Below are 25,047 nucleotides of genomic sequence, written 5' to 3' on the forward strand. Positions count from 1 at the left end.
TTTTTAATGAATAGCCTTTTTGGAGCCTGCTTTGTTTGACATAGCATAACGAAAAACCACCGGACCAGGTGAAGTGACCCCGTAAAGTTAGACAGATTATAACGTTAAACAACTTGTTGGGCATTAGTCCGGTACCGTACCGGACTAATGCCTTTTAGTTTTGCCTTGATGCGTTTGTTGATGTAATAATCGATGTATTTGGATAGCTCTTGTTTAATATGTGAGATATTTTCAAATTTCTTTAAAAACAAGAACTCGGATTAATGATGCCAAAGAAGTTCTCCATGACGGCGTTATCGTAACAGTTACCTTTCCGGGACATACTTGCGTGATGCCAACTTCTTTAAGGGTATGACGATATGTTCTCATCTAGTAGTGCCAGCTTGGTCCGAATGAATAAGGAGTTTATCTTCATTTGTTAAACTGCAAAATGGTCGGTCTAACATCGTGGAAACAAGCGAGTAGACCGGTCTTGAACCAATCGTATATGTAATGATTTCTACGTTATACAGATCAAGTATGGGAGATAAATATAGTTTTTCTCCGAACAATTTAAACTCTGTAATGTCCGTTAACCCACTTCTCGTTTGGCCTTTCAGCGCGGAAATTGCGTTCTAATAGGTTCGGTGCAATCTTGCCAATCGAATCTTTATACGAACGATATTTCTTCATATGTACCAAATACTTTAATCCCAATACTTTCATCAAACGCTGTACCTTTTTATGATTCACATGGTGTCCACGATTGATTAACTCATCGCGATTACGACGATAACCATAGCGTCCCTTATGCTCCTCATAAATCGCTTGTATCATGTCTTTTAGCTCTAATTCTTGTCTACCGTACCAAATGCTTTTACCACGTAATAATACGTGCTACGAGGGATATCTGCTAGTTGTAGAAGTGCTTTCACCGAAAATTCGTTCCTTAGTTCATAGACTACTTGCGCTTTGTCTTATTTGGTGAGTTTTCCTTGTTTCGAACTAAGGCATTCAACTTTTTTTTAAATAAGCATTCTCCATTTTCAAACGCTCTACCTCTGCTTGTAAAGCCTCTACAGATCCTTCTGTGCTTTATATCCTTTTTTCATGGATGGGCGCCCCTTTTTCTTTGGTTGAAGGGCGTCTAGTTTAATCTGTGTAGGATATGATGTATAGCCCTTTATAAAAAACTTTTTCCCTATGATGCTCATATTGTCTAATCCAGTTTAAAAAGACAGAATCGTGAAGCCCGCTCGATTTTGCAATGCTTTTCAAGCTTTCTGATCCCTTTTCATAACGCATAACGGCTTGTATTTTTTCATCTGAACTGAATTTAGTCATAAAAAAACTGCACCTCCAATTGGTAGTTGTGTCTAACAATTGGGGTGCAGTTCAACCAGAAACCGGTGTTTTTTCGTTATGTTCTCTTCCCTATAACCAAGCCTCGCTAAAACTACATGTTTCAATTCAAAATGTGGTAATCCATTTTTTAACTATTGAACCTGCCACAATGCAGGGACATTGGATGGTTCCCACCCAGACAAGGATGTGTGGGATTGCAAACATTTATACGTCTTACCGCTATAGGTGACCAGCTGTCCTACAATATAGGCTGTATTCGCCTGCCAGGCGGAAACGCCCGGATTTGTCGTTCCTGCTGCCGTTTTCACAGTCACCGCATTGCTCGCAGCAGAACCATTCCCCGCCGCATCCTTTGCTTTTACCGTAAATGTATACGAGGTATCCGCTGCAAGCCCGCTGATCGTTGCTGTCGTTCCGGTCACGGATGTCGCCAGAGCCGCTCCATTGTACACATCATAACCCGTTACACCCACGTTATCCGTGGATGCCGCCCAGCTCAGCGTTATACTGGATGTTGTTTGCGCGGTTGATGCGAGGTTCGTTGGCGCAGTTGGCGCCTGCGTATCTCCACCCGGCTGAGCTGTCGTGCTTACAGTTACAGCATTACTGGCTGCAGACAGATTACCTGCCGCATCCTTTGCTTTTACCGTAAAGCTATAGGATGTACCCGCTGACAGTCCGCTGATTGTTGCGGTCGTCCCGTTGACGGAGGTCACAAGATTGGCACCATTGTAGACGTTATAACCGGTAACACCCACATTATCTGTTGAAGCATTCCAAGCTAGCGTAACCGAGTTGGCCGTCACGCCTGTCGAACGGGCATTACCGGGTACGCTTGGCGCCGTCGTATCTGCTGGAGGCACTGTACCTCCGGTAGGCAGATCGGCTTTCAGTTTATTTTGAAGTGTTTTGTTCCGGTCACCGCTAAGTTCCCAGAACATCGCTCCGCCGAGTCCTTTGCTTTTGATATAAGCGGTTTTATATCCAATAGACTCCGCATCGTCATAGCTAATAAATCGCTTGTTGGTCGCATTATAGAGATATGGCACCTTGGCTGTGTCATTCCAGTAACGCGTGTACCCGTTTTTGTTAATGTAGTTGGTCTCCAGATCATACAAATCAAAGGAGCCTGCTTCCCATGTTCCAACGGAAGAACCTCCCGCACAGGTCTGATACTGACCATTGCCCGCCTGTGCGCATCCATCCCAGCCGCGGCCATAGAACGGAACACCAAGCACAAGTTTAGCGGCTGGTACGCCTGCATTCAAATGCCCTTGTGCTCCGGCAGCCACATTAAATGTATTGGCATCCGGCACCCCAGCAGCCGAAGCCGCAGGGTCATAGTTCAACGGCGCGTTATGCGCGCTGACTTTTTGCCAAGCCCCGTTAAAATCGTATGTCATAATATTAATCCAGTCGACGATGGCAGCTATATTGGCAAGCTCAGTATTCGCAGCATAGGTCGTCGATGCACCGCTTGCAATCGTAAGCAGATACTTCTTGCCGTCCACAGCTCCGGCAGCATCCAGCTTCTCACGGATTTTGCTCAGAAGCAGTGTGTAATTTTGCTTATCCTCAGGACGTTTGCTGTTACCATCAAGTCCGCCTGATACCGGGTACTCCCAGTCCAGATCTACCCCGTCAAAATTGTATTTCCGCAGGAAGTCGACGGCAGAGTTTGCAAATACCTCTCTCGTTGCAGCAGTCGCAGCTACATCGGAGAAGCGGTTGGACCATGTCCATCCTCCCACGGAGATGATTGTCTTCAGATTAGAATTGATCTGTTTCAGCTTGTTAAGCTGATTGATATTGCCTGCAATGGGCTGATCCCACGTATCGCCTGCAAATGTCTTGCCGGTATCAATCCATGGATCGCCAAGCACGATCGTTCCATTGGGTACATTGATTGTCTGGCTCTTCTCATTCTGACACGACCAGGTCACCGGGTTAGGGCCCGAAGGGTCCGGATTTCCATGAATACCGTTCCAGCAAATATCGGCAAACGCATAGTTGATATGCGTGACTTTGGTTGGGTCGATGTCCGTTACATTATAGTTTCTCCCATACGCAGCCCAGGACGGGTAGTAACCAACAATTTTATAAGAATCTGCAGCTGCTGCCGTAGCGGGTTGGAGCACAAAAGAAGGAATAATGACGGATAAGAGCAGGGATAGACCCAGGAGAAACTTCGCGGTTTTCTTGACAGCAGTGTGTTTATTTAAATGTATCATCTAATATACAACCTCCTTTGTCGTTTGCGTACTCAGCCTGGTCAGGAACGGACGATGTGCGCTCGAAAACTGGTTATTCGTATATACATCCCAGTTGATTGACCAGGTCATAATCCCTTTTATCCCCGCATAGCCCGCAGGCTGGAGCAAGGTATAGGAACCGCCGTATGATACACCTTTGATTAGGTAATTCAGTGCCTTTTGCAGCTCGGCTGGCGTTGTATAACCACCTCCAGCAGCCTGCTGGGAAGCCGGTACACCGATGGCAATCTGATCCGGTCGTAAGGGACTAAAGAAAGGGCCTGTGCTGCCGCCTACATGAAAGCCTTGAAGCAACATCTCCGCCATGGCCACATGGAAATCAGCTGTTCCTTGGGCGTAAGAGCGCCCATCCAGCCCCACCATGGAGCCCGTGTTATAGTGTTGCACATGAAGCAGGGTCAGGTCATTACGCAAGGCATGGATGACTGGCAAGTATGCTCCCCAAGGACCGCCGTAGCTCAGATATCCACCCTGTACATAGGCCGTCTCCGGCGCAGCCGTCAGGATGAAATTGGCGCCGAAGTGTGACTTAACCGCTTTCACGCCTTGGATGAGGTTAACAATTTTCGGTGTAGTTGGACTACGGAAATCGGTATCCCCTGCATTCAGAGACAGGGAGCTTCCTTCCAGATCGATATCTAAACCATTGAAACCATACGTGGAAATGATTGATTTTAACGAATCTTCGAACTGCTGTCTCTTGTTCGCGTCGGTAAGCTCAATGGTACCGTTGGCTCCCCCCATGGAAAGAAGTACTTTTTTCCCCTGGCTTTGCAGATAGGCAATATCGGATTTGAATTCGGCTACCGTCGCATTGTATGGAGTAAAAGCAAGCGTTCCGCTGCCATGTGAAATCGGTTCGGCAAAGGAGACATTAATGACGTCATAGGCGGTTGATACGTTACGAAGTCTGATATTCGTTGAACCATTGTCGAAGTTATGCCAGTAGCCGATCAGCCATTTGCCGCCGGTTGGCCCCGGATTGGATGATCCATTGGAAGTTGTCACACTGAGGGAGGTACTCGCAGCGGATATATTGCCTGCGGCATCTTTGGCTTTTACCGTAAAAGCATAAGTCGTGCTGGCTGTCAGTCCCGTGACTACAGCTGTTGTAGTTGAAGTACTTGTCACAAGAACGCCGTTCCGGTACACCTCATACCCCGCTACGCCCACATTATCCGTGGATGCATTCCAGGAAAGACTCACAGAGGTGTTCGTGACGGAGGATGAAGTCAGACCCGCAGGAACAGAAGGTGGTGCCGTATCTGGCGTCGGCGTTTCCCCTCCCGAACCTTCCCCGACGTATTTCCACAACGCGGGCACAACAGAGGGCTCCCATCCGGTCAAAGCTGTGTGTGCCTGAATACACTCATAATCTTTATTTTGATATGTTACGAGGTCTCCTTTCTTGTATGCGGTGCCTGCCTGCCACTGGGCGGCGGCATCGGCTCTCGGTGCAAACCACGAAATAAGAAGAAGAAATGCCAAAGCAAATGTAATGACCGGGCGGAATCGAACAGCTTGATTCAAGCAAAATCCCTCCTGTACTAAGGATACGTTCACCTTGCAAACAAAACTTCAATTGTCCACCTGCATCTGATCTGTGATCGATTAGAGCCAGCCCCATTCAGCCATCTGATGTTGCGTGTCACTTCACTCCCTTCCCTTACCAAAATGGACCTTCCCTCTCGTGTTCTTTTTTTGCAGGCAACATCCAAATTTTACAGGGAATTTACAGATCCTCACCCTGTATTTAATCAGTAAAATGCAAAAGAGATAAGGGATAAAATAGTTCTATTGGGGGCGAAAAATGTAATATAGCGCACAAAAAAGGTTTTCTTTCAACTCCTTAGGAGACTTGAAAGAAAACCTGTGTTAGATATTGTGCAGAGAAGAGGGCGTGTCTTACCGTCGCTACTCCCCTCTCCGTTCAAAAGGCTGCCATTCATCCACGCCGGACAGAATCAGAGGTATAGTGTACTCGGCCGCTTCCTGTTCGGTCAGTATTTTGGCCCAAGGCACACGATCAGCAGCATATCCGGCACCAGGTCCGGCGCTGTTATATTCAGCATACTGAACGGTCTGCTCTGCATCTGTCTTGTTCCAATTGTGCCATCCCTCCCGCTTCACATGAGCGCCGATCCAGCAGTTCAGAAAACAGACTTTGGCATGATGACGCCACGGTCTGCCCAGATACACCGACTGCGGCGGAGCATTGCTGGTCAGATCACAGTCCAGAAACACATAGCCGTAACGCACATCCTCCGGCGTAGAGGCTGCGGTAATCCAGCCGTTCACTTGTCCATCTGCAGCCTCCGCTTCAGTCAGGCGATTCTTCGTAAAGATCTCGCAGCCCTTAAACACCACCGTAGCCGAACCAAAAATAAAATCGATATCACCTTCGATGTAACAGTCCTCGAAATACTGCCGCAGCTTACGACGCTCGGCACCATCGCGTGGCCCGCCAAAATAACTGCGATCCATGGGCTGCTCCGGCAGCGGGCCGGTGAAGATCGTATCCTGGTGACCGATCAAACGACAGCGGCGAAAGACCGCCCGGTCTCCATCCACATAAACGGCCAGGGCCTGACCAACCTGCTTGCCCGGCCCGGAAGCATTTACGAAGGAAATCCCCTCTGCCGTGAAATCATCGGCACCAATGAAAGCCGTATAGGAATGAAACGTATGATATGGCGACCCGTCCGGAAACTTCTTGAGTGCATGATCATCATACGTAATGATCGTCTGCTCCGCCCCCTCACCAATCAGGTGGATGCCCGGCTTCTCCATATGCAGCTTCTCATGATAGACACCAGCCTTCACTCGAATTGGAACGATTCCGATGCCATTCTCCGGCAGCGCATCAACTGCGGCCTGAATCGTCACATAATCCCCTGTCCCATCTGAAGCAACAGTCAGACAGGGAGCCGATGATTCCAATGCTGTATTTGGCAATCTCTGCTGCGTCATAGCAGTCGCTCCATTTCCAGTGCTGCCAGCAGAAGCGGAGCCACACCCATAAAGGAATCGCTTACAACCGCTTCGGTTACATAGTAGTTGTACGAGCCATCCCGATCCAGGCTTAGTCCTGCGCCATGACAGATCCCGTTTAACCGAACGCCGTCAGCCGTCTCCTCCACCAATCTGGAGGACAGTCCCTGCCATCCCTTCTCCACCGCAGCTCTGAAATGCGGCTCCAGATACCTTAAGCGCACACCCTTCGCAAGTGCATATACAAACATGCTTGATCCGGATGCTTCCAGATAGTTGCCTTTGCGGAAGCCCTGATCCAGCACTTGGAACCATAACCCGCTTTCCTGCTCCTGCACGCGTACCAAAGCATGACACATCCGTTCGAAGATACCGATGATGGTTCCGCGCTTTGGATGATTCACGGGGAAATGCTCCACGCTGTCTACAATCGCCATGGCATACCAGCCCATCGCCCGGCTCCAGAAGTGTGGCGAGCACCCTGTAGATGAATCTGCCCAGACCTGCTCCTTCGATTCATCCCAGCCATGATAGAGCAGCCCGGTCCGCAGATCACGGGTCTGGCGTTCGATCAGCAGAATCTGATGTGCAACTTCATCCCATAACTCGGGACGATGAAATGTCTTCGCATACTCGGACAAAAAGGGAGAGGACATATACAGGCCGTCCAGCCACATCTGGAATGGATAGATTTTTTTGTGCCAGAAGCCGCCCTCCGACGTGCGGGGTTGCCCTGCGAGCTGTGCTGCCAGGAGATGCGCCGCTTCTGCGTAACGCTGATCTTCAGCACCATCCAGTAAGGCAAACAGGTTTTTCCCTTGATTAATCTGATCCAGATTATATTCTTCCAAAGTATAGGTGCCAATAGAGCCATCCGGCTGGATATACAGGTCCATATGTTTTTTCATAAAATCAACATACTCTTGTTTGCCATAATACTGCCCGGTTCGTGCCATCGCCATCAAGGTCATGCCTTCCACGTATGCCCATCGTCCCGAAGGGAACGCATGATAACCGTCCCCGTCACATTGCTGGATGATTGTTGCTGCAATTCGCTCAGACCAGGATAACTGTGTCTGTACCTGCATAAGCAATTCCTCCTTGAATGTTGTACTCACCTAATACATGTATGACTAACTGCTGTTGAATTGCGAAGGTTCAGCTTAGGCTGAATGACTACCGGAACATCGACCTGTTCATCACGGATTAACGAGACAATCAGCTCTGCTGCCTGCACGGCCAGTTCATCCAGAGGCGGGCCAATTGTAGTCAAGGCCACTTCCGCATATTGCATATCCGGCAGATCATCATACCCGATTAACGAGATATCGCTTGGAACGCTGTAACCTGCCTCAAGCAAAGCCCGGAGCGCACCTCGGGTGACTAGGTTGTTCAGTCCAATAAAAGCTGTTGGCGAATCCGCCCCAAACGCATGATTACGTATGGCAAAATACCCGTCTTCCCAGGAGGAATACGCTGGCAGCACATGGTCTTCGTTAAAAGCCAGACCCGTACGCTGCAACGCTTCCCGGTAACCCTCCAACTTGACGTGCTGGGAGTTGCCGATGAATCCGATTCGGCTGTGGCCCAGCGATTTCAGATGCTCCACTGCTTTGAACAGCCCTTCTTTGCGATCAATCTTGATGTAAGGAGAGTTCGGCGCTTCATCTGTACCCAGCACAAAACATGGCATGTTGAGTGTTGCGAACTTTTTCCAGAACATCTCCCGATTGTCCAGTGCATAGTCCCACAGAATACATCCGTCCACGCGCAGCTGGCTGAAGACATCCACGCCATCATCCGCCACAACCAGGATCATCTGATATCCCCGCTTCTTCAGCTCGGTGTGCAGACGGCCGGAGATGTTCGAGAATAACGGATTGCTCAGCTCATCCAGCACAAAACCGATGATGTTGCTCCTGCCGGTGGAGAGCTGCCGAGCCAGCATGTTTTTCCGATATTGATGTTTCTCCGCGACCGCAAGCACCTTCTGCTTTGTTGCCGGTTTGATTCGGGGATCATCATTCAGCGCCTTCGATACCGTGCTATAGCTCACCCCCGCCAGTTTGGCAATGTCTTTAATGGTTATCAAAATCAATCAACACCTCTCATACGCCTGAAGCCCTATTTCCTATTTCTGTGCAGATTTATAACGATCATATTGTGCCTGTCTGCCCGCAATAACCTGCTCTATATTCATCTTTTTCAACGTCTCAATATAACTGTCAAACTGGTCCAGACTGGCGTCCCCGCTAATAAACTTAAAGTTCATCTCTTCCACATATGTCGTGATGTCAGGCATCGCCATGCTTTCCACACTCGCTTCATCCGGCAGGGCATAGACAAACGGGAACGGTTCGCGCACATACGGCTCCAGTTCTTTATCCATCTTCGCATGCCAAGGGGCTACGACGGAATCAGCAGAATCGGTCGATTGAATGTTCGGCAGATTCACCGGACCAATGCCAAGCTTCTGGATGTATTCATTGTCCTTGCCTTTGTCCGTAAATGTCTTCACGCCATTCTCTTCCGTATACGTGTCATCCTTGATGCCCCACGTATAATACGTCTGTGCTTCCTCACTTACGGCATAGTCCAGGAAACGGAAAGCAAGTTCGGGATTTTTACTATCACGTGTAATGCCAAAGATGCCACTCACTGGTGTACGTCCTACATAGAACTGATCCCCATGCGGTCCTTTCAGTGGTAAAATGCCTTTGATGATCGGCTCTTCCGGATTGTAATCCTTGAATAACGGACTGTAGACCATCGACATATACCAGCTAAAATTAAACGTTGCTCCCGTCACATCCTGAGAGATGCGCGACGTGACCTGATCGCTCGTCGTACTCGCATAATCCACCCCAAGCAGACCTTCCTTGTACAGTCCGTTCAGATAGGTCAAGTACTCCTTATAAGTAGGCTCATAATAGCTGAAATGTACCTTGCCCTGATCGTCTGCATAAAACTGGTTGGACAGATCAAGTCCAAATGCCGGGCCAAAGGCCAGTGACACAAATTTTGCTTCCATGGACAGCGGAATCTCATCGGCTTTTCCGTTGCCGTTCGGGTCATCTGTCTTGAATTTGCGCAGCATCGCCGTGAATTCATCCAGCGTGGTCGGCTCGCTTAATCCCAGTTTATCAAGCCAGCGCACATTGACCATAAATACCGGCATGTAGTTGCGGGTTAACGTCTGCTGTGGGATATAATACATTTTACCATCTGGCGTTGTTAAACTGGCTTTAACCGAAGGTGACTTTTCATATATTTTTTTGAGATTCACGCCGTATTTCTCTACCAGTTCACTAATCGGAATGAATAGACCGCTGTTAATGTACTTCATCAGCTGATCCTGATCCGGCAGGTACACGATATCGGGCAAGCCGGTACCAGCAGCCAGCCTCGGATTGACGGCATCCGCATAGTTCTGCGGCGGAATCAGATCCCAATCCACCGTCACACCAGCGTTGCTCTCAATTTTCTTCACGATGGCTGCGGTGGACAAGTCCACATTGGTCGTCCAAGCGTTGGTGCCGAGAATAGACAGTTTGGCATCCGGTTGATCCGTCACCGGCCCTGCTCCGGTATAATTGAAGGCTGGCTCCGAACTGGACGGGGTGCTCCCCGCATCGGTTCCCGCCCCTGTTCCGCCGCTACATCCCGCCAGGCTGATTGCCAGTATCGCTGCGATTACACTTTTTCTTCCTGCCCCTTTAAATCTCATCCATCATTCCTCCTTGGTATGAACCATTTTGAACTCCCTTGAATGACATGACACTTAAGTAAGTAAAGCTATCCTTTCACGGCTCCGAGGGTGATCCCCTTAACGAAGTACCGTTGGATAAACGGGTAGATCGTAACAATAGGCAGAATGCTGACCACAATGGATACATAACGAACCTGAAGGGAGGAGACCGCCAACGCACCGGATGTCATCGTACCGCCCATCTTCTGCATCACTTCCGGCGAAGCCATGATCAGCACTCTTCGCAGGAACATCTGTAAGGGCTGCATATCCTGTTTGCCCAGATATAATAGGGCCGTGAAAAAGTTGTTCCAGTGGAATACCGCATAGTACAGCGTGAGCACAGCCAGTGTTGGCTTAATGATCGGAACCGCCAGACGATAAAGCATCGTCATCTCGTTGGCCCCGTCTATACTGGCACTTTCGAAAATTTCATTCGGAATGCCTTCGAAAGCTGAGCGGCAGATCATGACGTTAAACGTAATCACCAGCACAGGCAGCACCATAACCCAGCGAGTGTTGTACAGCCCAAGCGAGGTAATCAGCATGTAGACCGGAATGAGTCCACCCGAGAAATACATGGTGAAGGCGATGAAGAAATTCAGCTTGCGACGTAAGAAAAACTGCTGTCTGGATAATGGAAACGCCGCAAGACATGTTGCCACGATGTTCAACAGTGTGCCTACCACGGTGTACCAGAGGGTGTTGTAGAACGAAACCCACAACTCCTTGTATTGCAGTACCATTTGGTAACCTGACAGGGTAAACCCAACGGGCCACAATACAACTTTTTGTTTGTCGATGGCATCCACCGAGCTGAATGAAATACTAATGACGTACAGAAAGGGATACAACGTGACAACAACCGCCAGTATGGTCAGCAGGTAGACACATCCGTAGAACAAACGGTCACTTCTCGATTTTTGCATACAGGTCTCCTTTGGTCCGGGGTATAGTCTTACCAGAGTGACATCTTGGTCAGGCGGCGGGTCATGGAATTGGCAGTAAACACAAGGATAAAGGTGATAATGGAGTTGAACAATCCGACCGCTGTGGCAAAACCGTAATTCTGGCCCTCAATCCCCATCCGGTATACATAGGTGGACAAGACATCAGCCGTTTCGTAGGTGGCTCCGTTGTAGAGCAGATATACCTTCTCGAAACCTACACTCATAATGCCGCCAAGCGACAGAAGCAAAAGAATGACAATGGTTGGTTTGATACTGGGTAGGGTCAGGTGCCATAGCTCCTGGAATTTGTTGACGCCATCAATTTTGCCGGAATCATACATCTCGGGGTCGATCCCCATAATGGCTGCAATGTAGATGATGGAGCTGAAGCCAAAACTTTGCCAGATGTCGGAACTTGTGAAAATGGTACGGAACCAGCTCGCATCCATCATGAAGTTCACTTTTTCCATGCCAAGACTCGCGATGAGGGTGTTCACAATACCGTCTGTTGGTGACAGGAAGTTAATAATCATGCCAGCTACAACAACAGTGGAGATGAAGTGAGGAAGGTACGTAACGGTCTGGGCAAATCGCTTGAATGTCCGGTTCTTGATCTCCACGATGCAGACAGCGAATAAAATCGGAATGGAGAAACCAAACAGGAGCGGCAGGAAGGCGAGCAAAAATGTGTTACGCAGCAGTCGCCAGAAGTAAATGGAATTCACGAACTGTTCGAACCAGCGCAGTCCCACCCATTCCCCGCTGAGCATGCCCTGCCCCGGCAAGAAATTACGAAATGCCAACAGCACGCCAGGCATCGGAAGGTACATGAAGATGAGGTAATACAGAAAGATAGGCGAAAACATCAGTAGCAAATACTTATCCCGTCTGATCAGGCTGAACAGCGTGGACATGCGTTTTTTCAACGTGAAACACTCTCCTTCGCTACATAATTACAACGTTTGAATTTTGAATAAAAAGGAACCGTCATTTCACTGACGTATTTGTTATTTATCTCATTCACATTTTGTAACAACCTATACTAATCTGCATAAAAACGAGATATTTGCTTGGAATAGGCCTCCTCGCACCGTATTTCTTTCTTTTAAATACTTGCCATAACCATAATTACAACGTTGTAATTTTAATCTAAATGTATACGCTTACATAAACTTTTTCCCATCTTAGCAAAGTCTTCAATGTTTGGCAACAAAAAAAATCAGTGGCATGCTGTAACGTACTAAATACAGTCTCGCATTCGCGAGACTGCCCGTTAAAATCTACACATGATTCCGATATTCCATCGGTGTCATAACATACACTCGCTGAAAGGCTCTGTAAAACTGACTGACGCTGGAAAATCCCAGTTCATAACTGATTGTGGTTACTGAATCCGTTGTATGGCGAAGCCTCTTGGACGCTTCTTCTACGCGCAAATTCAGCAGATATTGATACGGTGTTGTTCCCGTAAGAGCCTTGAAAGAACGCATAAAATGATACCGGCTCTGATGTGCAACCATCGCCATCGAATCAATATCCATTGGACCTGTATAGGCACTGTGAATGTAATCCAGCACTCGTTGGAGATGAGGATCAATGAATGAGCCGGGATTTACAGTTCTTTTTCCATTTTCATGCCCCGTCAACATACGTCTTAGATACGTCTCGATCGCCATTTCTGTTTCCTGCACTTGCAGCATTTCGGGCACATCATCTAACAAAATGGAATTCCAGCCACGAAACAGACTGCTGATCTCAGCAGGATCAAAAGTCTGGGTAGGTCGAAACTCAGCTCGCCCCCCTCTTGACTCCACACCTTCGAAACTGCCTAATGGCGGTTTACGGAACTTAATCACAATGACAGCCGAATCCGACCCTATCTCAAAATAATGCTCAGTCTGGGGATGAGCAATAATCCCTATGCCTGCTCTTAGCGGGTATGCATGCCGTTCCTGTACCAGATGACATTGACCTCTGACCGGCAGCGTTAGCTGATACCAGTCGTCGTGTACATGCGGCTCATTCGCAAACCCTCCGGTAGCTTTCCATAATTCCAACCCATTTAGCGTCATGTTTAATTCCATCGTTTGCTCACCTGCTGACATTATAGCAAATCGTGCTCACTTTCCAAGCACTTTTCACAAAGACATGATCTGCCCCCATCTTTTATCATTGAAAAAAATAATTCGAGGTGATCTCCCATGGCTCAGGCCACTTTAAGCAAAATGCAAATCAACTCTTCAGCCAATTGGGCACTTGCCGGAGTCAGCTTCGCCCATCTGCTGAATGATGCGATGCAGACAGTTGTTCCGTCTGCTTTCCCGTTATTCCAGCAGACCATGCAACTCAGTTTCGCCCAGATGGGCTGGATTGCCTTCACCCTGAATATTACCGCATCCGTCCTTCAGCCACTGGTCGGTTATATGTCAGACCGCAAGCCAATGCCGATCCTGCTTCCCGGAGGCATGTTATTCTCCCTGATCGGTGTTCTCGGCTTAGCCTTGTCTTCCGAGTTATGGATGCTGCTTGTTGCGGCAGCATTGATTGGTATAGGCTCATCCATCCTCCACCCCGAATCCTCACGAGTGGCCCACATGGCAGCCGGCCGTGGACGCGGAATGGCGCAGTCGATCTTCCAGGTGGGAGGCAACACAGGGCAGGCCATTGCTCCATTGCTGGTCGCCTTCATCCTGCTGCCACATGGGCAGCGTAGTTTTCTATGGCTGATGGGCTTTGCCCTGATCGGCATCTTCATTCAGTCTTTTGTCAGTCGTTGGTACAGAGACAAGCTTACCGAGACTCGCATTCGTCAGCAACGCCCTCTAAAATCAAGCGGCGCAGAGCCAGGAGCTCGGCCTGTAAGCCGGGGATTCATCGCTTTCACAATGGGAATTCTCATCCTGCTGCTGTTCTCCAAATTTGTATATATTGCTGGTATGACCGGATACTACGCCTTCTATTACGCCGATGCATATGACTTACCGCTCTCCCAGGCACAGATCTGTCTATTTATTTTGCAATTTGCAGGCATGGTCGGAACCTTGCTTGGCGGCCCACTCGCTGACCGCTACGGACGCAAACCGATGATCTGGTTTTCCATTGCAGGCACTGCACCGTTTTCCCTGTTGCTACCTTATGCGGGACCTGTCCTGTCCATGGTGTTGTGCGGAATGATTGGACTCATCCTGATGTCCGGCTTCAGCGTCATCATTGTCTATGCACAGGAATTGCTTCCTCGTCATATTGGAACGGTATCCGGATTGTTTTTTGGCCTGTCGTTTGGCATGGCTGGGCTTGGCTCGGTTGTGTTAGGTTCCTTAATTGACGTGACTAGCATTTCGTTTGTTATCAAGTTATGTTCGTTTTTGCCACTGCTTGGTGTGTGTGCTGTATTTCTGCGCAAGGACCAACCAAGAACAGCATGATAACCGTTGAAACCTCACTGATTTTGTGACTACAATACACCTAAGACACTCGAGGATATCAGAAGGAAGGAATAACGCATGATTATTGATGTACAGCATGTCACTTGGAAAAGGGGACCCCTTACCCTGCTGAACGATGTAAGCTGGCAAGTTAATGACGGTGAACACTGGGCGTTGCTCGGCCTGAATGGCTCCGGCAAAACAACACTTCTGAACATGATCACCGGATATCTCTGGCCGACCGAAGGTAAGATATCCGTGTTAGGCCATGAATATGGGGATGTGGATCTGAGACAGCTTCGCAAATCCATTGGCTGGGTCAGTTCATCTCTGCAAGAGAAATTGCATGGCACAGACCGCACACAGTATGTCGTGATCAGCGGCAAACATGCCACCATTGGCTTGTATGACAAGCTGTCGAATGATGATCTGGAACAGGCACAGGAATTGATGCAAACGCTGGGCTGTCGGCACCTGTGGGATCGCGAATATCGTACCTGTTCTCAAGGGGAGAAACAGAAACTTCTCATTGCACGAGCACTTATGGCCAACCCACGGGTACTTATTCTGGACGAGCCTTGCAATGGACTGGATCTGTTCTCAAGAGAGCGACTGCTGGAGAGTATTCGTGAATTGTCCCAGCGACCGGATACCCCATCGCTCATCTATGTCACCCATCACACGGAGGAAATATTGCCCGTATTCAGTCACAGCCTCCTGCTTCGACGGGGCGAAGTCGTCCGTAGCGGATTAACTGGCGATCTGATGAATACGGAAGTGCTTAGCGACTTCTTCGAGGCACCTGTGGAAGTTGATCAGCATGGAGAACGTGTCTATGTCAGAGCTGCGGCGGATTTATAATTGCGGGGTTATACACAGCAAACGTAACATAGGTGAAGAAACTTAACAGTAAAAGCCCGATATCTTATCCACATGTGGATAGATTTCGGGCTTTTTACTCCTATATCTAGTGTTATCCACCGTTTTCTGTGTAGAACTTTCTAATTTATGAGTATAACTTTACGGTTTCATCTATTTATCTATACGTTTACCAATATCCTATTTCCGGGCACTTAAAAACAGAAACAATGGAATGCGTTGCCTGCGCAGATAGGTTTCCTCGTTTACAAAATAAGCACGTTGTGGTGCTGACTCGCGCAAATGTTCTACACGGAACCCTGCCCGCTGCAATGCCATAAAATACGATTCAATGGAACGATGCATCTTTTTCACAGAACCGCCCAGCCACTGCTGCTCCCGATATCCTTCTACAAAATACTGATCAACCACCCAATCCGTTCGAGTCCCGGAGGGTTGCAGTGTGGACGTGATCACAGGATGTTCTACAGAGAATACAAATGTCCCGTTCTCTTTCAAAGTATTGTATATGTTGCGGAACAGGCTCTCCACATCTTCAATATAGTGAACAGCCAGTCTCGATATAACCAGATCATATGCTCCCGCCGGATAGGTCCAGTCTTCCATGAACGCTTGCTCAATCTGTGCATTCGTGCCTTTAACCGATTCGTTAGCTGCCCGCACCATATTCAGTGAACCTTCAACTCCCGTGTAAGTTGTACCCTCTTGACCAGAACGGAGCAATTCTACGCCAAACCTCGCATCCCCGCAGCCAAGATCCAGTATGCTCTTGCCCGCAACGTCTCCGATCAGCTCTAGCATAACAGGTTTCTCTAACGTATCATTGGCATTCTCCTGCCACTGGCGGCGTTCCATATACTTCTCAAAGTTTTCCTCATTATCGTAAAACTCAGGTCCTCTGTAGCCCATTCCACACGCCTCCGTTTCCTTTATGCAACGTTCAATATGTACAGCCTGAAAGAGTATACATAATGCCAACCAATCTTTCCATAGTAAAAAAGACTGCCTTCTGAACGAATCCAGAAAACAGCCCTTCATTTATAAGTTGATGTTTCTCAGCCAAAACGCTGCGTTTTGTACCATTTGGTTTCTCTCCGGAATAGCTTATCTCCAATAAGCGAGATAAATGCTTTGACGGATATGACCAGAAATAACTGGGCATATGTGAAATAGGAGAGGCAGGCCACAATAAAATTCTGCGTATTGCTTTGCCCAATATCTGCTGAGAGTGCGAGATTAATTTGTAGTACATAAATGTAGTACATTAATGCCCATGCTATTACGAGATACACGTAAACATCCCCTGAGAACTGGAAGGGAGAAATGACATTCGGATTAAATAATGCAATAACCTGATACACTAGATTCGAGACAAAAATAATATCCGATACAATAATAGCGATCATAAACCAAAAATAACTTGCAGCATAGTACAGAACATGCAGTTTAATTCTCCAGCTAGTACGGTCAAATAAATGCTTCACATTGTCGATAACAACCTGGTAATTTCCCTTGGACCAGCGCTGGCGCTGTTTCATATATACCGATAATTGCTCAGGTTCCTGCTGGTAAGCCTCTGCTTGTGGCGCTAATGCAATAAGCTGACCCCGAGTAAGAATATCAAACGACACGGCCGTATCTTCCGTGATCGCATCAGGGTCCCATCCACCAATCTCACGGATCAGTGCTGCCTTGATAATATAGTTCGTACCAGGAATCGTGCCCAGTTTGAATAACTCCCATAGCCCCGTATGGTGAACACGTTGGACCGTTACAAGTTCCAGATTAATGCAACGGGAGAGAAAATTCTGACCCCGATTACGAGCTTTGTTTCGACCAAATACAGCACCATACTTCTCCGGGTTTTCCAATGCTTTTTGTGTCAAAAACATCAATGCATTCCGCTCAGGCGCCGCATCTGCGTCATAGATACATATCCATTCTCCCCACGCCAGTTCAAGGCCATCATTCAAAGCTCCCGACTTCCCACCTGTACCGGTACGCTCCAGAATGGTAAAGTCACGATCTGCATAACTCGTCTTGGCCTTGAGTTCCTTCAGGCGCTCTGCTGTATTATCTGTACAATTATCTGCAATAACAATAACTTGAACTTTATGCTCAGGGTAGTTCAGACGCAATATATGCTCAACGGTAGACACGATAACTACCCCTTCATTATGCGCAGGCACCATGACAGTCACAGTGGGGTAATCATCCATACTTTCAGGAATTTGAATTCCCTTTTTTTCTTGTTTGTTAATGAAACGAATAGCTCCAGCCATAATGACAATCGACTCGGTGACGGATATCCAAATACTGAGGATGGACATCAACAGCAGGAAATCAGCCATTCAATTTCCTCCGATCATATTTCCTGTTAATTTTCCCTCGAAAACGAAGAGTCGCAAAGGTTAATATAAGAATCGTAATGGCAAAGAAACTGCTAACTACAATACATAATGGAACAAACCATGTTAAATAATTCACAGAAATACTCCTCCCCCATAGCATCTAGATGTATTCACCAATGAGATCTGTCTCTGTGTTCCGTTCCAGTGCCGCAATAACAGCATCGATATCCTCATACTTACTGAATTGTTCCTTCTGAAATACCAGTGCACCCGATCGAATAACCGTCTGCAACTCATTTCCCTTTTTATCGATGATTTGCAGATCCATCATGGCTTTTTTGATCCGTTGTGTCAGGATGGGCAAGTACTCCACATTGGTCATTGGACAGATAATCACAAAACGTCCTCGATCCACAAAAAATTTATAATCCTCAAACCGAATCTGCTTCTGTATGGTAGTGGATAGTTCAAGAAGGAACTGTGCATAACGTACGGAACCGAGTGATTCCAGTACCAACGGCAAAAACTCGATCTTGAACATCGCCATGCTGAATCCATATTGCTCCGAATAACGTCTGGCTAGATTACTTTGCTTAACAAGCGTATCCGCAAGTGCATCCTTATTACCCAGAGAGGTATCCAGGTCAATCTCCGGATTACGCTCCTGAAGCTCCTGCAGACGCTCCATGACACGCGCATTGCGCACAAGACTTGCCTTGATAAAAGCAGCCACAGCCACATTGGCTGGAATGAGCAGCCACCAAGAGAACGTAAGTACACTTACATCCGCGTAGGTAACAAGCCATACAAAATAAGAGACCAGATAGATAAATCCGGCGACGACAGATACCCCGACAGGTATCACAAAACCCAGGATCAGCGCTCCAAGCGACACAATACTAAACACCACATCCAGTGTAGTATAACTCTGATTCATATAAATCTTAAGATAGACAACGAGCTGCTGGATTACGGCTAATCCAATCAAACTCGCATATCCCCATGCAATACGAAGGATGGGTGCTTTATTCCTCATAGGTTTCTTCTCTCCAGTAGATTGGTTAGTGATATTTCGAGTAAACAATATATGACATGAATAGACAAACATCATGTTAACACATTGTTGAATATATTAAATGACATTTTTATTACTTTTTAAGTAACTTTTGTAATTCAGTCTCCCCAAGCAAAGGAAACAGGTTATCAAACATATGTGTGTTTCCACTAAATACATATCCGCCTGGATAACTGGCGTCCAGACTACGCATGCTGATCATATGCTTATACAGCTGTTTCGCCCATTTTGGATCACCTGACTGAACCGCAAGCAGCATCGCGAGTCCATATACGGATGGAGATTGGTAAGATACCGCAGGTGTGCGAGTACTACGCTTATATTGTCCCGGCAGCTGATGACGGGTATTGAATTCTTTTTTCAAAAAAGCAATGAGCTTGTCCGGTTTGCGGCTGGTCGCAGTTAGATGGTTCGCTACGATCAGCTGATCAATCAGATTCACTGTGTCATCATATGTATACTCTTTCGTCCCCACATTGAATGTTTTCGGATAAAATATCCCGTCATCCGGCATACTCTTCAACATAGATTCGTACTTGGCATATGTGCCCGGCTCCAGCAATTCATGCTTCTCCATTAATTGGAGAGACGGTAGATCCACATAAACCAGGCTTAACATATCCGCGGAGTAACCATTGCCAAAATCGTGAAAATCAACATAATATCCTTTATTCTGAACCGACTGCGTCAGTGTACGGGAAATATCCGAGGCCGTTGCCATTTTGGCTTCTCTTCCCTGTTGCCATTGATCTGCTGCCTTTAATAAGGCACCGACAATTCGGAAATCATCACCGAGCGCGTTGGTGGTCACGTGAGATTTTCCCTCAGCATCCAGCTTCCAGGCAATATATTTTTGCGGCATGAGGAAATAGGTCGTCAGCAGCTCATAGCTTTGCTCAAATAACGCCTGATCGTTCTTGGCTACAGCATATTGCATCCAAAGACCAAGTGATTCAGATAAAACCTCTCTGCCTGCTACGATATCCGCTTTTTCGGATGTGGCATCCTGCAAATAGGACGCAAGTAAACCATTGGGATTGGTCATATGATCTTGGACAAAGGATACTGTAGGGGATAATTCATTCATCACGAACCGCTCCTTCATGAAAATAATGAACGCTGCTGCAATACTGACCACCAATATGACCAACCACGTTACTGTTTTCCGGTTCATTCTCTTCATGATTCCCTCCTGTACTTTTGCTATTGTGAGATAATGACTCTGCTCCTTGAGATCGGTTCGGCTAGGGTCTGGGATGTAGGGGTCAAGGATAGAGGTATTGTTCATTCTGAGATATCCATGTAGGACCGCCGTCCGCCCTTTTTGACAAATTTCCAGTCTACCTCGATGTTGTGGCGCATTCGGCGGAGAAGCTTAACCGCGGTCTCGATCTCTTCATCCGTAAAGCCGTCCAGCGTCACCTGGTCGGAATGCTCGCCCTCTTTACGAATGAATTCCCATGCTTTCAGGCCAGCTTCTGTCGGATATAACAACTTGTTCTTCTTATTGTCTATTGCCGACTGTTTGACAATAAATCCATCGGATTCGAGTTTGCTAATCGCTCTGGCCGCTGTCGTTCGATCTACTTTGATTAGTTCAGCCAGCTGGTTGGGAATAATGCCCGGATTCTCACATATGCGATAAAGATACAGATATTGGCCTCGGGACAAGTTCAGATGTTGAAATTCGACATTGCTGATCGAATCCAGACAGCGGGCAATCATGCCAATTTCACGCAACACTTCTTTTTTATCAGTCAATGCGCTCACGCCCTTTTATAAAATTGTTGCATTCACAACATAAATAGTGATATAACTACAGTTAAATTGAATTGAATTTTAACCATCATACTCACATGGAACGGCTGCAATGATTATGCTATATACCAGTTTATCATGCCCGGATATGATTACTATCGTCCAAAGGAGAAACATTCATGAATACAACGATTGTTGAAGTTACTAATCAGGAATTGCTCGATGCCTGCTTCGCCATTCGTACGGCTATTTTCGTCGAAGAACAAGGCGTATCCGCAGCGGACGAATTCGATGCTTATGATACATTAGACGCGGAGGTGCGCCACATTCTGCTCTACGTAGACGGTGTACCTGCTGCTTCCTCCAGACTGCGCATTGTGGAACAGGTCGCCAAATTGGAACGGATCTGTGTCTTGCTTGATTACCGCAAACACGGCCTGGGCCGTGTGCTGATCAACAAACTGGAGCAGATGGCTGTTGCTGATGGTCTTGAGAAAGCCAAGCTGCACGCACAGGTACAAGCTTCCGGGTTCTACGAACGTCTCGGATATGCACCCGCGTCGGAAGTATTTATGGAAGACGGCATCCCCCATCTGCTGATGACCAAAAAACTGAAATAATGAAACTCCAAAAAACGCCTCCGTTATCACTTCTCAGTGATATACAGAGGCGTTTTGCATTCAGGCAACGCATTCGCGAACTCAACAACGGTAGGTGGCACGTACAAAGTACAGGCACTAATAATTATACAACCAAGTATCCTAACTTACTTGCCAGCTCCGCGTTGTATCTTATCCCAGTGCCAGACGGCCTGGTTCGGATTCGACAGCGTTGTTCTTCATTTGTTTACTGCGCAACTGTCCGCAGGCAGCATCGATATCGGTACCATGTTCCATACGTACAGTGGAGTTGATGTTGTTCTTTTTGAGTGTATCATAGAAGCCCAGAATCGACTCTTCTGTACTCCGTTGATACTGACTGTGCTCATCCACCGGGTTGTATGGGATTAGATTCACACTGACCATACTTCTGCGACTGGACAACAGTTCAGCGAGCTCCGCGGCATGCTCACGTTGATCGTTAACATCACGTAACAGGATGTACTCAAACATGATGCGTTTGTTCGTTGTAGCCAGATAATAATCCACCGCATCCATCAATTGCTCAATCGGAAAAGCCCGGTTGATCTTCATGATGTGTGTACGCAGTTCATTATTAGGTGCATGCAGAGAGATCGCTAAGTTAACCTGCAGACTGCTGTCTGCAAATTCCTTGATCTTGTCCGGAAGGCCACTCGTGGACACAGTAATCCGTTTGGCGGCAAGTGCCAGTCCTTTGCGATCCTTGATGACTTCGATGAAATCACTCATGTGCTGGAAGTTGTCGAATGGTTCACCAATCCCCATCACAACCACGTTGGTTACCCGCTCATCTTGACCTGCTGCATCCAGATGTCGCTGCACATGCATAATCTGTTCCACAATCTCTCCAGCGGTCAGGTCCCGGCTCTTCTTGATCAGACCGCTCGCACAGAAGCTACAGCCAATATTACAGCCCACTTGTGTGGTCACACAGACGGTAAGTCCGTATTTTTGCCGCATCAATACTGTCTCAATCAGGTTGCCGTCCTGCATCCGAAGCAGAAACTTCACGGTACCATCTGCCGATTCCTGCTTCACATGTTCGCTAAGAGAGTTCATTGTGAAGTGCTCAGAAAGAACAGCCAAACATTCTTGACGGACATCGGACATCGCGGGGAAATCGTGTACACGCTCTTGATATAACCATTCCCAGATCCGGGATGCACGGGATTTTTTCTGCCCATGCTCCGGCAGCCAGGAACGTAATTGCTCTAATGTTAATCCATATATGGATGATTTGTTCATTGTATAATCCTCTTTTCGCAAAAAAGCATATGGCTTATCGGTCCTACCCAAAAAACCTCTACTCCGTATTGTCCCAAAATTGACGAGGGAAAACAAGGGCTTTTGCATTTCTTCCAAGAGGTTTTATCCATGGTAAATCTGCACAACATACCATATTTCACCCTATCGGGCCTTCACCATTAGAAGTGAATGATACCGGATGTGTGCAGTAGAACCAGCAGAACCAGGATCGGAGCTACGTAACGCAGCATGAACAGCCACACCCGGAACCATCCGGAACGCAGGCCGGAAGCTTCCGCAGCCGTTTTCCAGAAGTATCCGGCAAAAATCGTTACAAGCAGTCCACCGACAGGCAACAGGATGTTGGATGCTACAAAGTCCATCCAGTCGAACACACTCTTCGATCCAATCGTCCATTCAGGCAGCAAGCCGAGCGACAATACCGAAGGAAGTCCCACGATGAAGACCGCTAGTGATATAACCCATACCGCACGACTTCGGCTCCAGGACAAACGTTCCATGAAATATTTCACCGGAACTTCCAGCAAGGATACTGCTGACGTTAATGCCGCAATAGCCAGCAGGATGAAGAACAGTCCACCAAACAAGAAACCAAGTGGCATTGCCGAGAAGGCCGCCGGAAGTGCCACAAAGATCAGTGACGGTCCTTGGTCCGGTGCAATACCAAACGAGAATGTTGTTGGGAAGATGATCAGACCGGCAATGAATGCATAGATCAGGTCACCTGCACCAACGGCGACGGTTGCCGCACCGAGGGATTGATTTTTATCCACATACGAACCGTAGGTTACAAGAATACCCATCCCCAGTGACAGGGAGAAGAAGGCATGTCCAAGCGCCACCAGTGCGGATTCCGTTGTAAGCTGCGAGAAGTCCGGATTCAGGAAGAAGGAGACACCTGCGCCTGCACCCGGTAATGTAACCGCACGGATCATCAGGATAATAAGCAGTACAAGCATAGCTGGAATCAGAACTTTGTTGAATTTCTCGATTCCGTTGGATACCCCTTTGGCTACAATCCAGCCTGTAATGAGGACCGCGACCAGTTGCCATACAATCGGCATATAACCACCTATGAAGGAATCGAACTGTCCGGCATAATCCGGATTGTTGAACAGTGTTCCACTGAATGACGTAATTGCATATTGGAGGGTCCACCCTGCAATAATGACATAAAAAGAAAGGATGATAAAAGGCGTCAGTACTTGCAGCAATCCGGCTGCGAGCCAACCTTTATGTCCACCTGCTTTGATAAAAGCCGTAGCTGCACTACCTCTGCCACTGCGACCAATCGCAAGTTCCGCCAGTAGCACCGGCAGACCAATCAGCAGCAAACAAACGATGAAGAGCAGGAAAAACGCAGCCCCTCCGTTCTCACCCGTAATGTATGGGAATTTCCACATGTTGCCCAGACCAACCGAACTACCAATGGCCGCCAGGATAAATCCAGCTTGGGAGAAACGTTCTCCTTTGCCAGCGTTGTCTTGATCTAGATTAGGCTTACTAAAATTCATCGTATCTACTCCATCACTTTAAAGTTTTCCCGTAATTATATACTACTCAACTTGTCAGGTCATTCGAAATTCGAAATTTGTCGAAATGTTATTTTTTTACATATAAAACATACGGAAATCTTCAGCTCATAAGTTCCTTAAACACAGTATGTGATAAAGTCCGTTAGTCCAACCGTATGAAGTTTCAACAAATCCGTATTCCCAACCGTTAAAGCCCAATAGAATCAAAAAGAGGTGTCCCCTCAGCCATTTGGATGACTGCGAAGCACCTCTCTTTTTGAATTACACTTTAATTTGAAGTAACTCGTACTTGATAACGCCCATCGGAGCATTGACATGAATGACGCTGCCCACTTCTTTGCCCATTATCTCCTTGCCCAGCGGGCTCTCGTACGAAATTTTATTATCCGCAACATCGGCCTCGGCAGGACCAACCACTTTATATTCAATCTTCTCGGCGAACTCAATGTCATTAAGCAACACCGTCGATCCAATGCTCACTTTGTTGGAGTCTATATTGTCTGAAGAAATGACTCTTGCTTTTGTCAGCATCTTCTCCAAGATCAAAATTCGGGTCTCCATAAAGGCCTGATCATCTTTGGCTGAATGATACTCACTATTTTCCTTCAGGTCACCGTAACTGATCGCGAGTTTCAGACGAGCTGCCAATTCCTTACGCTTCACCGTCTTCAAATCCTTCAGTTCGTCCTCCAGCTTTTCCAAGCCTTCCTGTGTCAAAATCACTTCATCATTAGCCATTTTTCCATCTCCTAATCCTGCTATCTATCTATATTCTAACCTATATCCACTCCAAAGGGTTAGCATACCCCGG

At 47.4% G+C, this 25,047-nt stretch carries 20 protein-coding genes and 1 pseudogene; 3 read left to right on the forward strand and 18 right to left on the reverse strand.

Features of this window, described 5'->3' with window-relative positions; genetic code table 11:
* Positions 1 to 104 precede the first annotated feature (104 nt).
* The 10 genes and pseudogenes from MHH25_RS29710 to MHH25_RS29755 all read right to left on the reverse strand — a co-directional run bounded on the left by MHH25_RS29710 (position 105) and on the right by MHH25_RS29755 (position 13,390).
* Positions 105 to 1,323 (reverse strand): annotated as a pseudogene (locus MHH25_RS29710) (IS3 family transposase).
* A 152-nt stretch (positions 1,324 to 1,475) separates the two neighbouring features.
* Positions 1,476 to 3,575 (reverse strand): glycosyl hydrolase family 18 protein, encoded by a 2,100-nt coding sequence (locus tag MHH25_RS29715; RefSeq protein ID WP_076320128.1) that lies wholly within the window; start codon positions 3,573 to 3,575, stop codon positions 1,476 to 1,478.
* Entirely contained in the window at positions 3,576 to 5,087 is a 1,512-nt protein-coding gene (locus MHH25_RS29720; RefSeq protein WP_256721354.1) for a glycosyl hydrolase family 18 protein, read from the reverse strand.
* 444 nt (positions 5,088 to 5,531) lie between these two features.
* The gene (locus MHH25_RS29725) at positions 5,532 to 6,587 is read right to left on the reverse strand and encodes a pectinesterase family protein (protein ID WP_340018747.1); all 1,056 of its coding nucleotides are present in this window, start codon (positions 6,585 to 6,587) and stop codon (positions 5,532 to 5,534) included.
* Entirely contained in the window at positions 6,584 to 7,696 is a 1,113-nt protein-coding gene (locus MHH25_RS29730; RefSeq protein ID WP_340018748.1) for a glycoside hydrolase family 88 protein, read from the reverse strand. The genes MHH25_RS29725 and MHH25_RS29730 overlap by 4 nt, the downstream gene beginning before the upstream one ends.
* A gap of 26 nt (positions 7,697 to 7,722) precedes the next feature.
* Positions 7,723 to 8,700 (reverse strand): LacI family DNA-binding transcriptional regulator, encoded by a 978-nt coding sequence (locus tag MHH25_RS29735; RefSeq protein WP_340018749.1) that lies wholly within the window; start codon positions 8,698 to 8,700, stop codon positions 7,723 to 7,725.
* A 39-nt stretch (positions 8,701 to 8,739) separates the two neighbouring features.
* Positions 8,740 to 10,335: an extracellular solute-binding protein gene (locus tag MHH25_RS29740; RefSeq protein WP_340018750.1), complete on the reverse strand. Its 1,596-nt coding sequence runs from the start codon at positions 10,333 to 10,335 to the stop codon at positions 8,740 to 8,742.
* 68 nt (positions 10,336 to 10,403) lie between these two features.
* Positions 10,404 to 11,285, reverse strand: coding sequence for a carbohydrate ABC transporter permease (locus MHH25_RS29745; protein WP_036612222.1), 882 nt, complete (start codon positions 11,283 to 11,285; stop codon positions 10,404 to 10,406).
* Positions 11,286 to 11,314: 29 nt separating this feature from the next.
* Entirely contained in the window at positions 11,315 to 12,232 is a 918-nt protein-coding gene (locus MHH25_RS29750; RefSeq protein ID WP_340018751.1) for an ABC transporter permease subunit, read from the reverse strand.
* Positions 12,233 to 12,586: 354 nt separating this feature from the next.
* Positions 12,587 to 13,390, reverse strand: coding sequence for a helix-turn-helix domain-containing protein (locus MHH25_RS29755; RefSeq protein ID WP_340018752.1), 804 nt, complete (start codon positions 13,388 to 13,390; stop codon positions 12,587 to 12,589).
* 117 nt (positions 13,391 to 13,507) lie between these two features.
* Here MHH25_RS29755 and MHH25_RS29760 point away from each other — a divergent pair, with 117 nt between their 5' ends.
* Both MHH25_RS29760 and MHH25_RS29765 read left to right on the forward strand, forming a co-directional pair.
* Entirely contained in the window at positions 13,508 to 14,731 is a 1,224-nt protein-coding gene (locus MHH25_RS29760) for an MFS transporter (RefSeq protein ID WP_340018753.1), read from the forward strand.
* Between the two features lie 78 nt (positions 14,732 to 14,809).
* Positions 14,810 to 15,592 carry an ABC transporter ATP-binding protein gene (locus tag MHH25_RS29765; RefSeq protein ID WP_036612232.1) on the forward strand — a complete coding sequence of 261 codons (783 nt, stop codon included), beginning with the start codon at positions 14,810 to 14,812 and terminating at the stop codon, positions 15,590 to 15,592.
* A 198-nt stretch (positions 15,593 to 15,790) separates the two neighbouring features.
* On the opposite strand, the gene MHH25_RS29770 is transcribed toward MHH25_RS29765, so the two are convergent.
* From MHH25_RS29770 to MHH25_RS29790, 5 genes are all read right to left on the reverse strand, one after another.
* Positions 15,791 to 16,519 (reverse strand): class I SAM-dependent methyltransferase, encoded by a 729-nt coding sequence (locus MHH25_RS29770; RefSeq protein ID WP_036612235.1) that lies wholly within the window; start codon positions 16,517 to 16,519, stop codon positions 15,791 to 15,793.
* 146 nt (positions 16,520 to 16,665) lie between these two features.
* Positions 16,666 to 17,961, reverse strand: coding sequence for a glycosyltransferase (locus MHH25_RS29775; protein WP_036612238.1), 1,296 nt, complete (start codon positions 17,959 to 17,961; stop codon positions 16,666 to 16,668).
* Positions 17,962 to 18,121: 160 nt separating this feature from the next.
* Positions 18,122 to 18,997 carry a diguanylate cyclase gene (locus MHH25_RS29780; protein WP_036612242.1) on the reverse strand — a complete coding sequence of 292 codons (876 nt, stop codon included), beginning with the start codon at positions 18,995 to 18,997 and terminating at the stop codon, positions 18,122 to 18,124.
* Positions 18,998 to 19,109: 112 nt separating this feature from the next.
* Positions 19,110 to 20,219, reverse strand: a complete 1,110-nt coding sequence (locus tag MHH25_RS29785; RefSeq protein WP_036612246.1) for a glycosyl hydrolase family 8 — start codon at positions 20,217 to 20,219, stop codon at positions 19,110 to 19,112.
* Positions 20,220 to 20,320: 101 nt separating this feature from the next.
* A complete protein-coding gene (locus MHH25_RS29790) occupies positions 20,321 to 20,761 on the reverse strand; it encodes a MarR family transcriptional regulator (RefSeq protein WP_036612335.1) in 441 nt (146 codons plus the stop codon).
* A gap of 212 nt (positions 20,762 to 20,973) precedes the next feature.
* Between MHH25_RS29790 and MHH25_RS29795 the strand changes: the two genes are divergently transcribed.
* Positions 20,974 to 21,414, forward strand: a complete 441-nt coding sequence (locus MHH25_RS29795) for a GNAT family N-acetyltransferase (RefSeq protein ID WP_339196083.1) — start codon at positions 20,974 to 20,976, stop codon at positions 21,412 to 21,414.
* A 171-nt stretch (positions 21,415 to 21,585) separates the two neighbouring features.
* Here MHH25_RS29795 and rlmN read toward each other — a convergent pair whose 3' ends face one another.
* The 3 genes from rlmN to greA form a co-directional block, all read right to left on the reverse strand.
* Complete coding sequence (gene rlmN, locus MHH25_RS29800; RefSeq protein ID WP_339196085.1) at positions 21,586 to 22,680, reverse strand: 23S rRNA (adenine(2503)-C(2))-methyltransferase RlmN; 1,095 nt, start codon at positions 22,678 to 22,680, stop codon at positions 21,586 to 21,588.
* 179 nt (positions 22,681 to 22,859) lie between these two features.
* Positions 22,860 to 24,215 carry a sodium-dependent transporter gene (locus MHH25_RS29805; RefSeq protein WP_076329216.1) on the reverse strand — a complete coding sequence of 452 codons (1,356 nt, stop codon included), beginning with the start codon at positions 24,213 to 24,215 and terminating at the stop codon, positions 22,860 to 22,862.
* Positions 24,216 to 24,497: 282 nt separating this feature from the next.
* Complete coding sequence (greA, locus tag MHH25_RS29810) at positions 24,498 to 24,974, reverse strand: transcription elongation factor GreA (RefSeq protein WP_036612258.1); 477 nt, start codon at positions 24,972 to 24,974, stop codon at positions 24,498 to 24,500.
* Between the last annotated feature and the right edge of the window lie 73 nt (positions 24,975 to 25,047).

It is taken from the genome of Paenibacillus sp. FSL H3-0457 (assembly GCF_037981725.1).
GTDB lineage: Bacteria > Bacillota > Bacilli > Paenibacillales > Paenibacillaceae > Paenibacillus > Paenibacillus amylolyticus.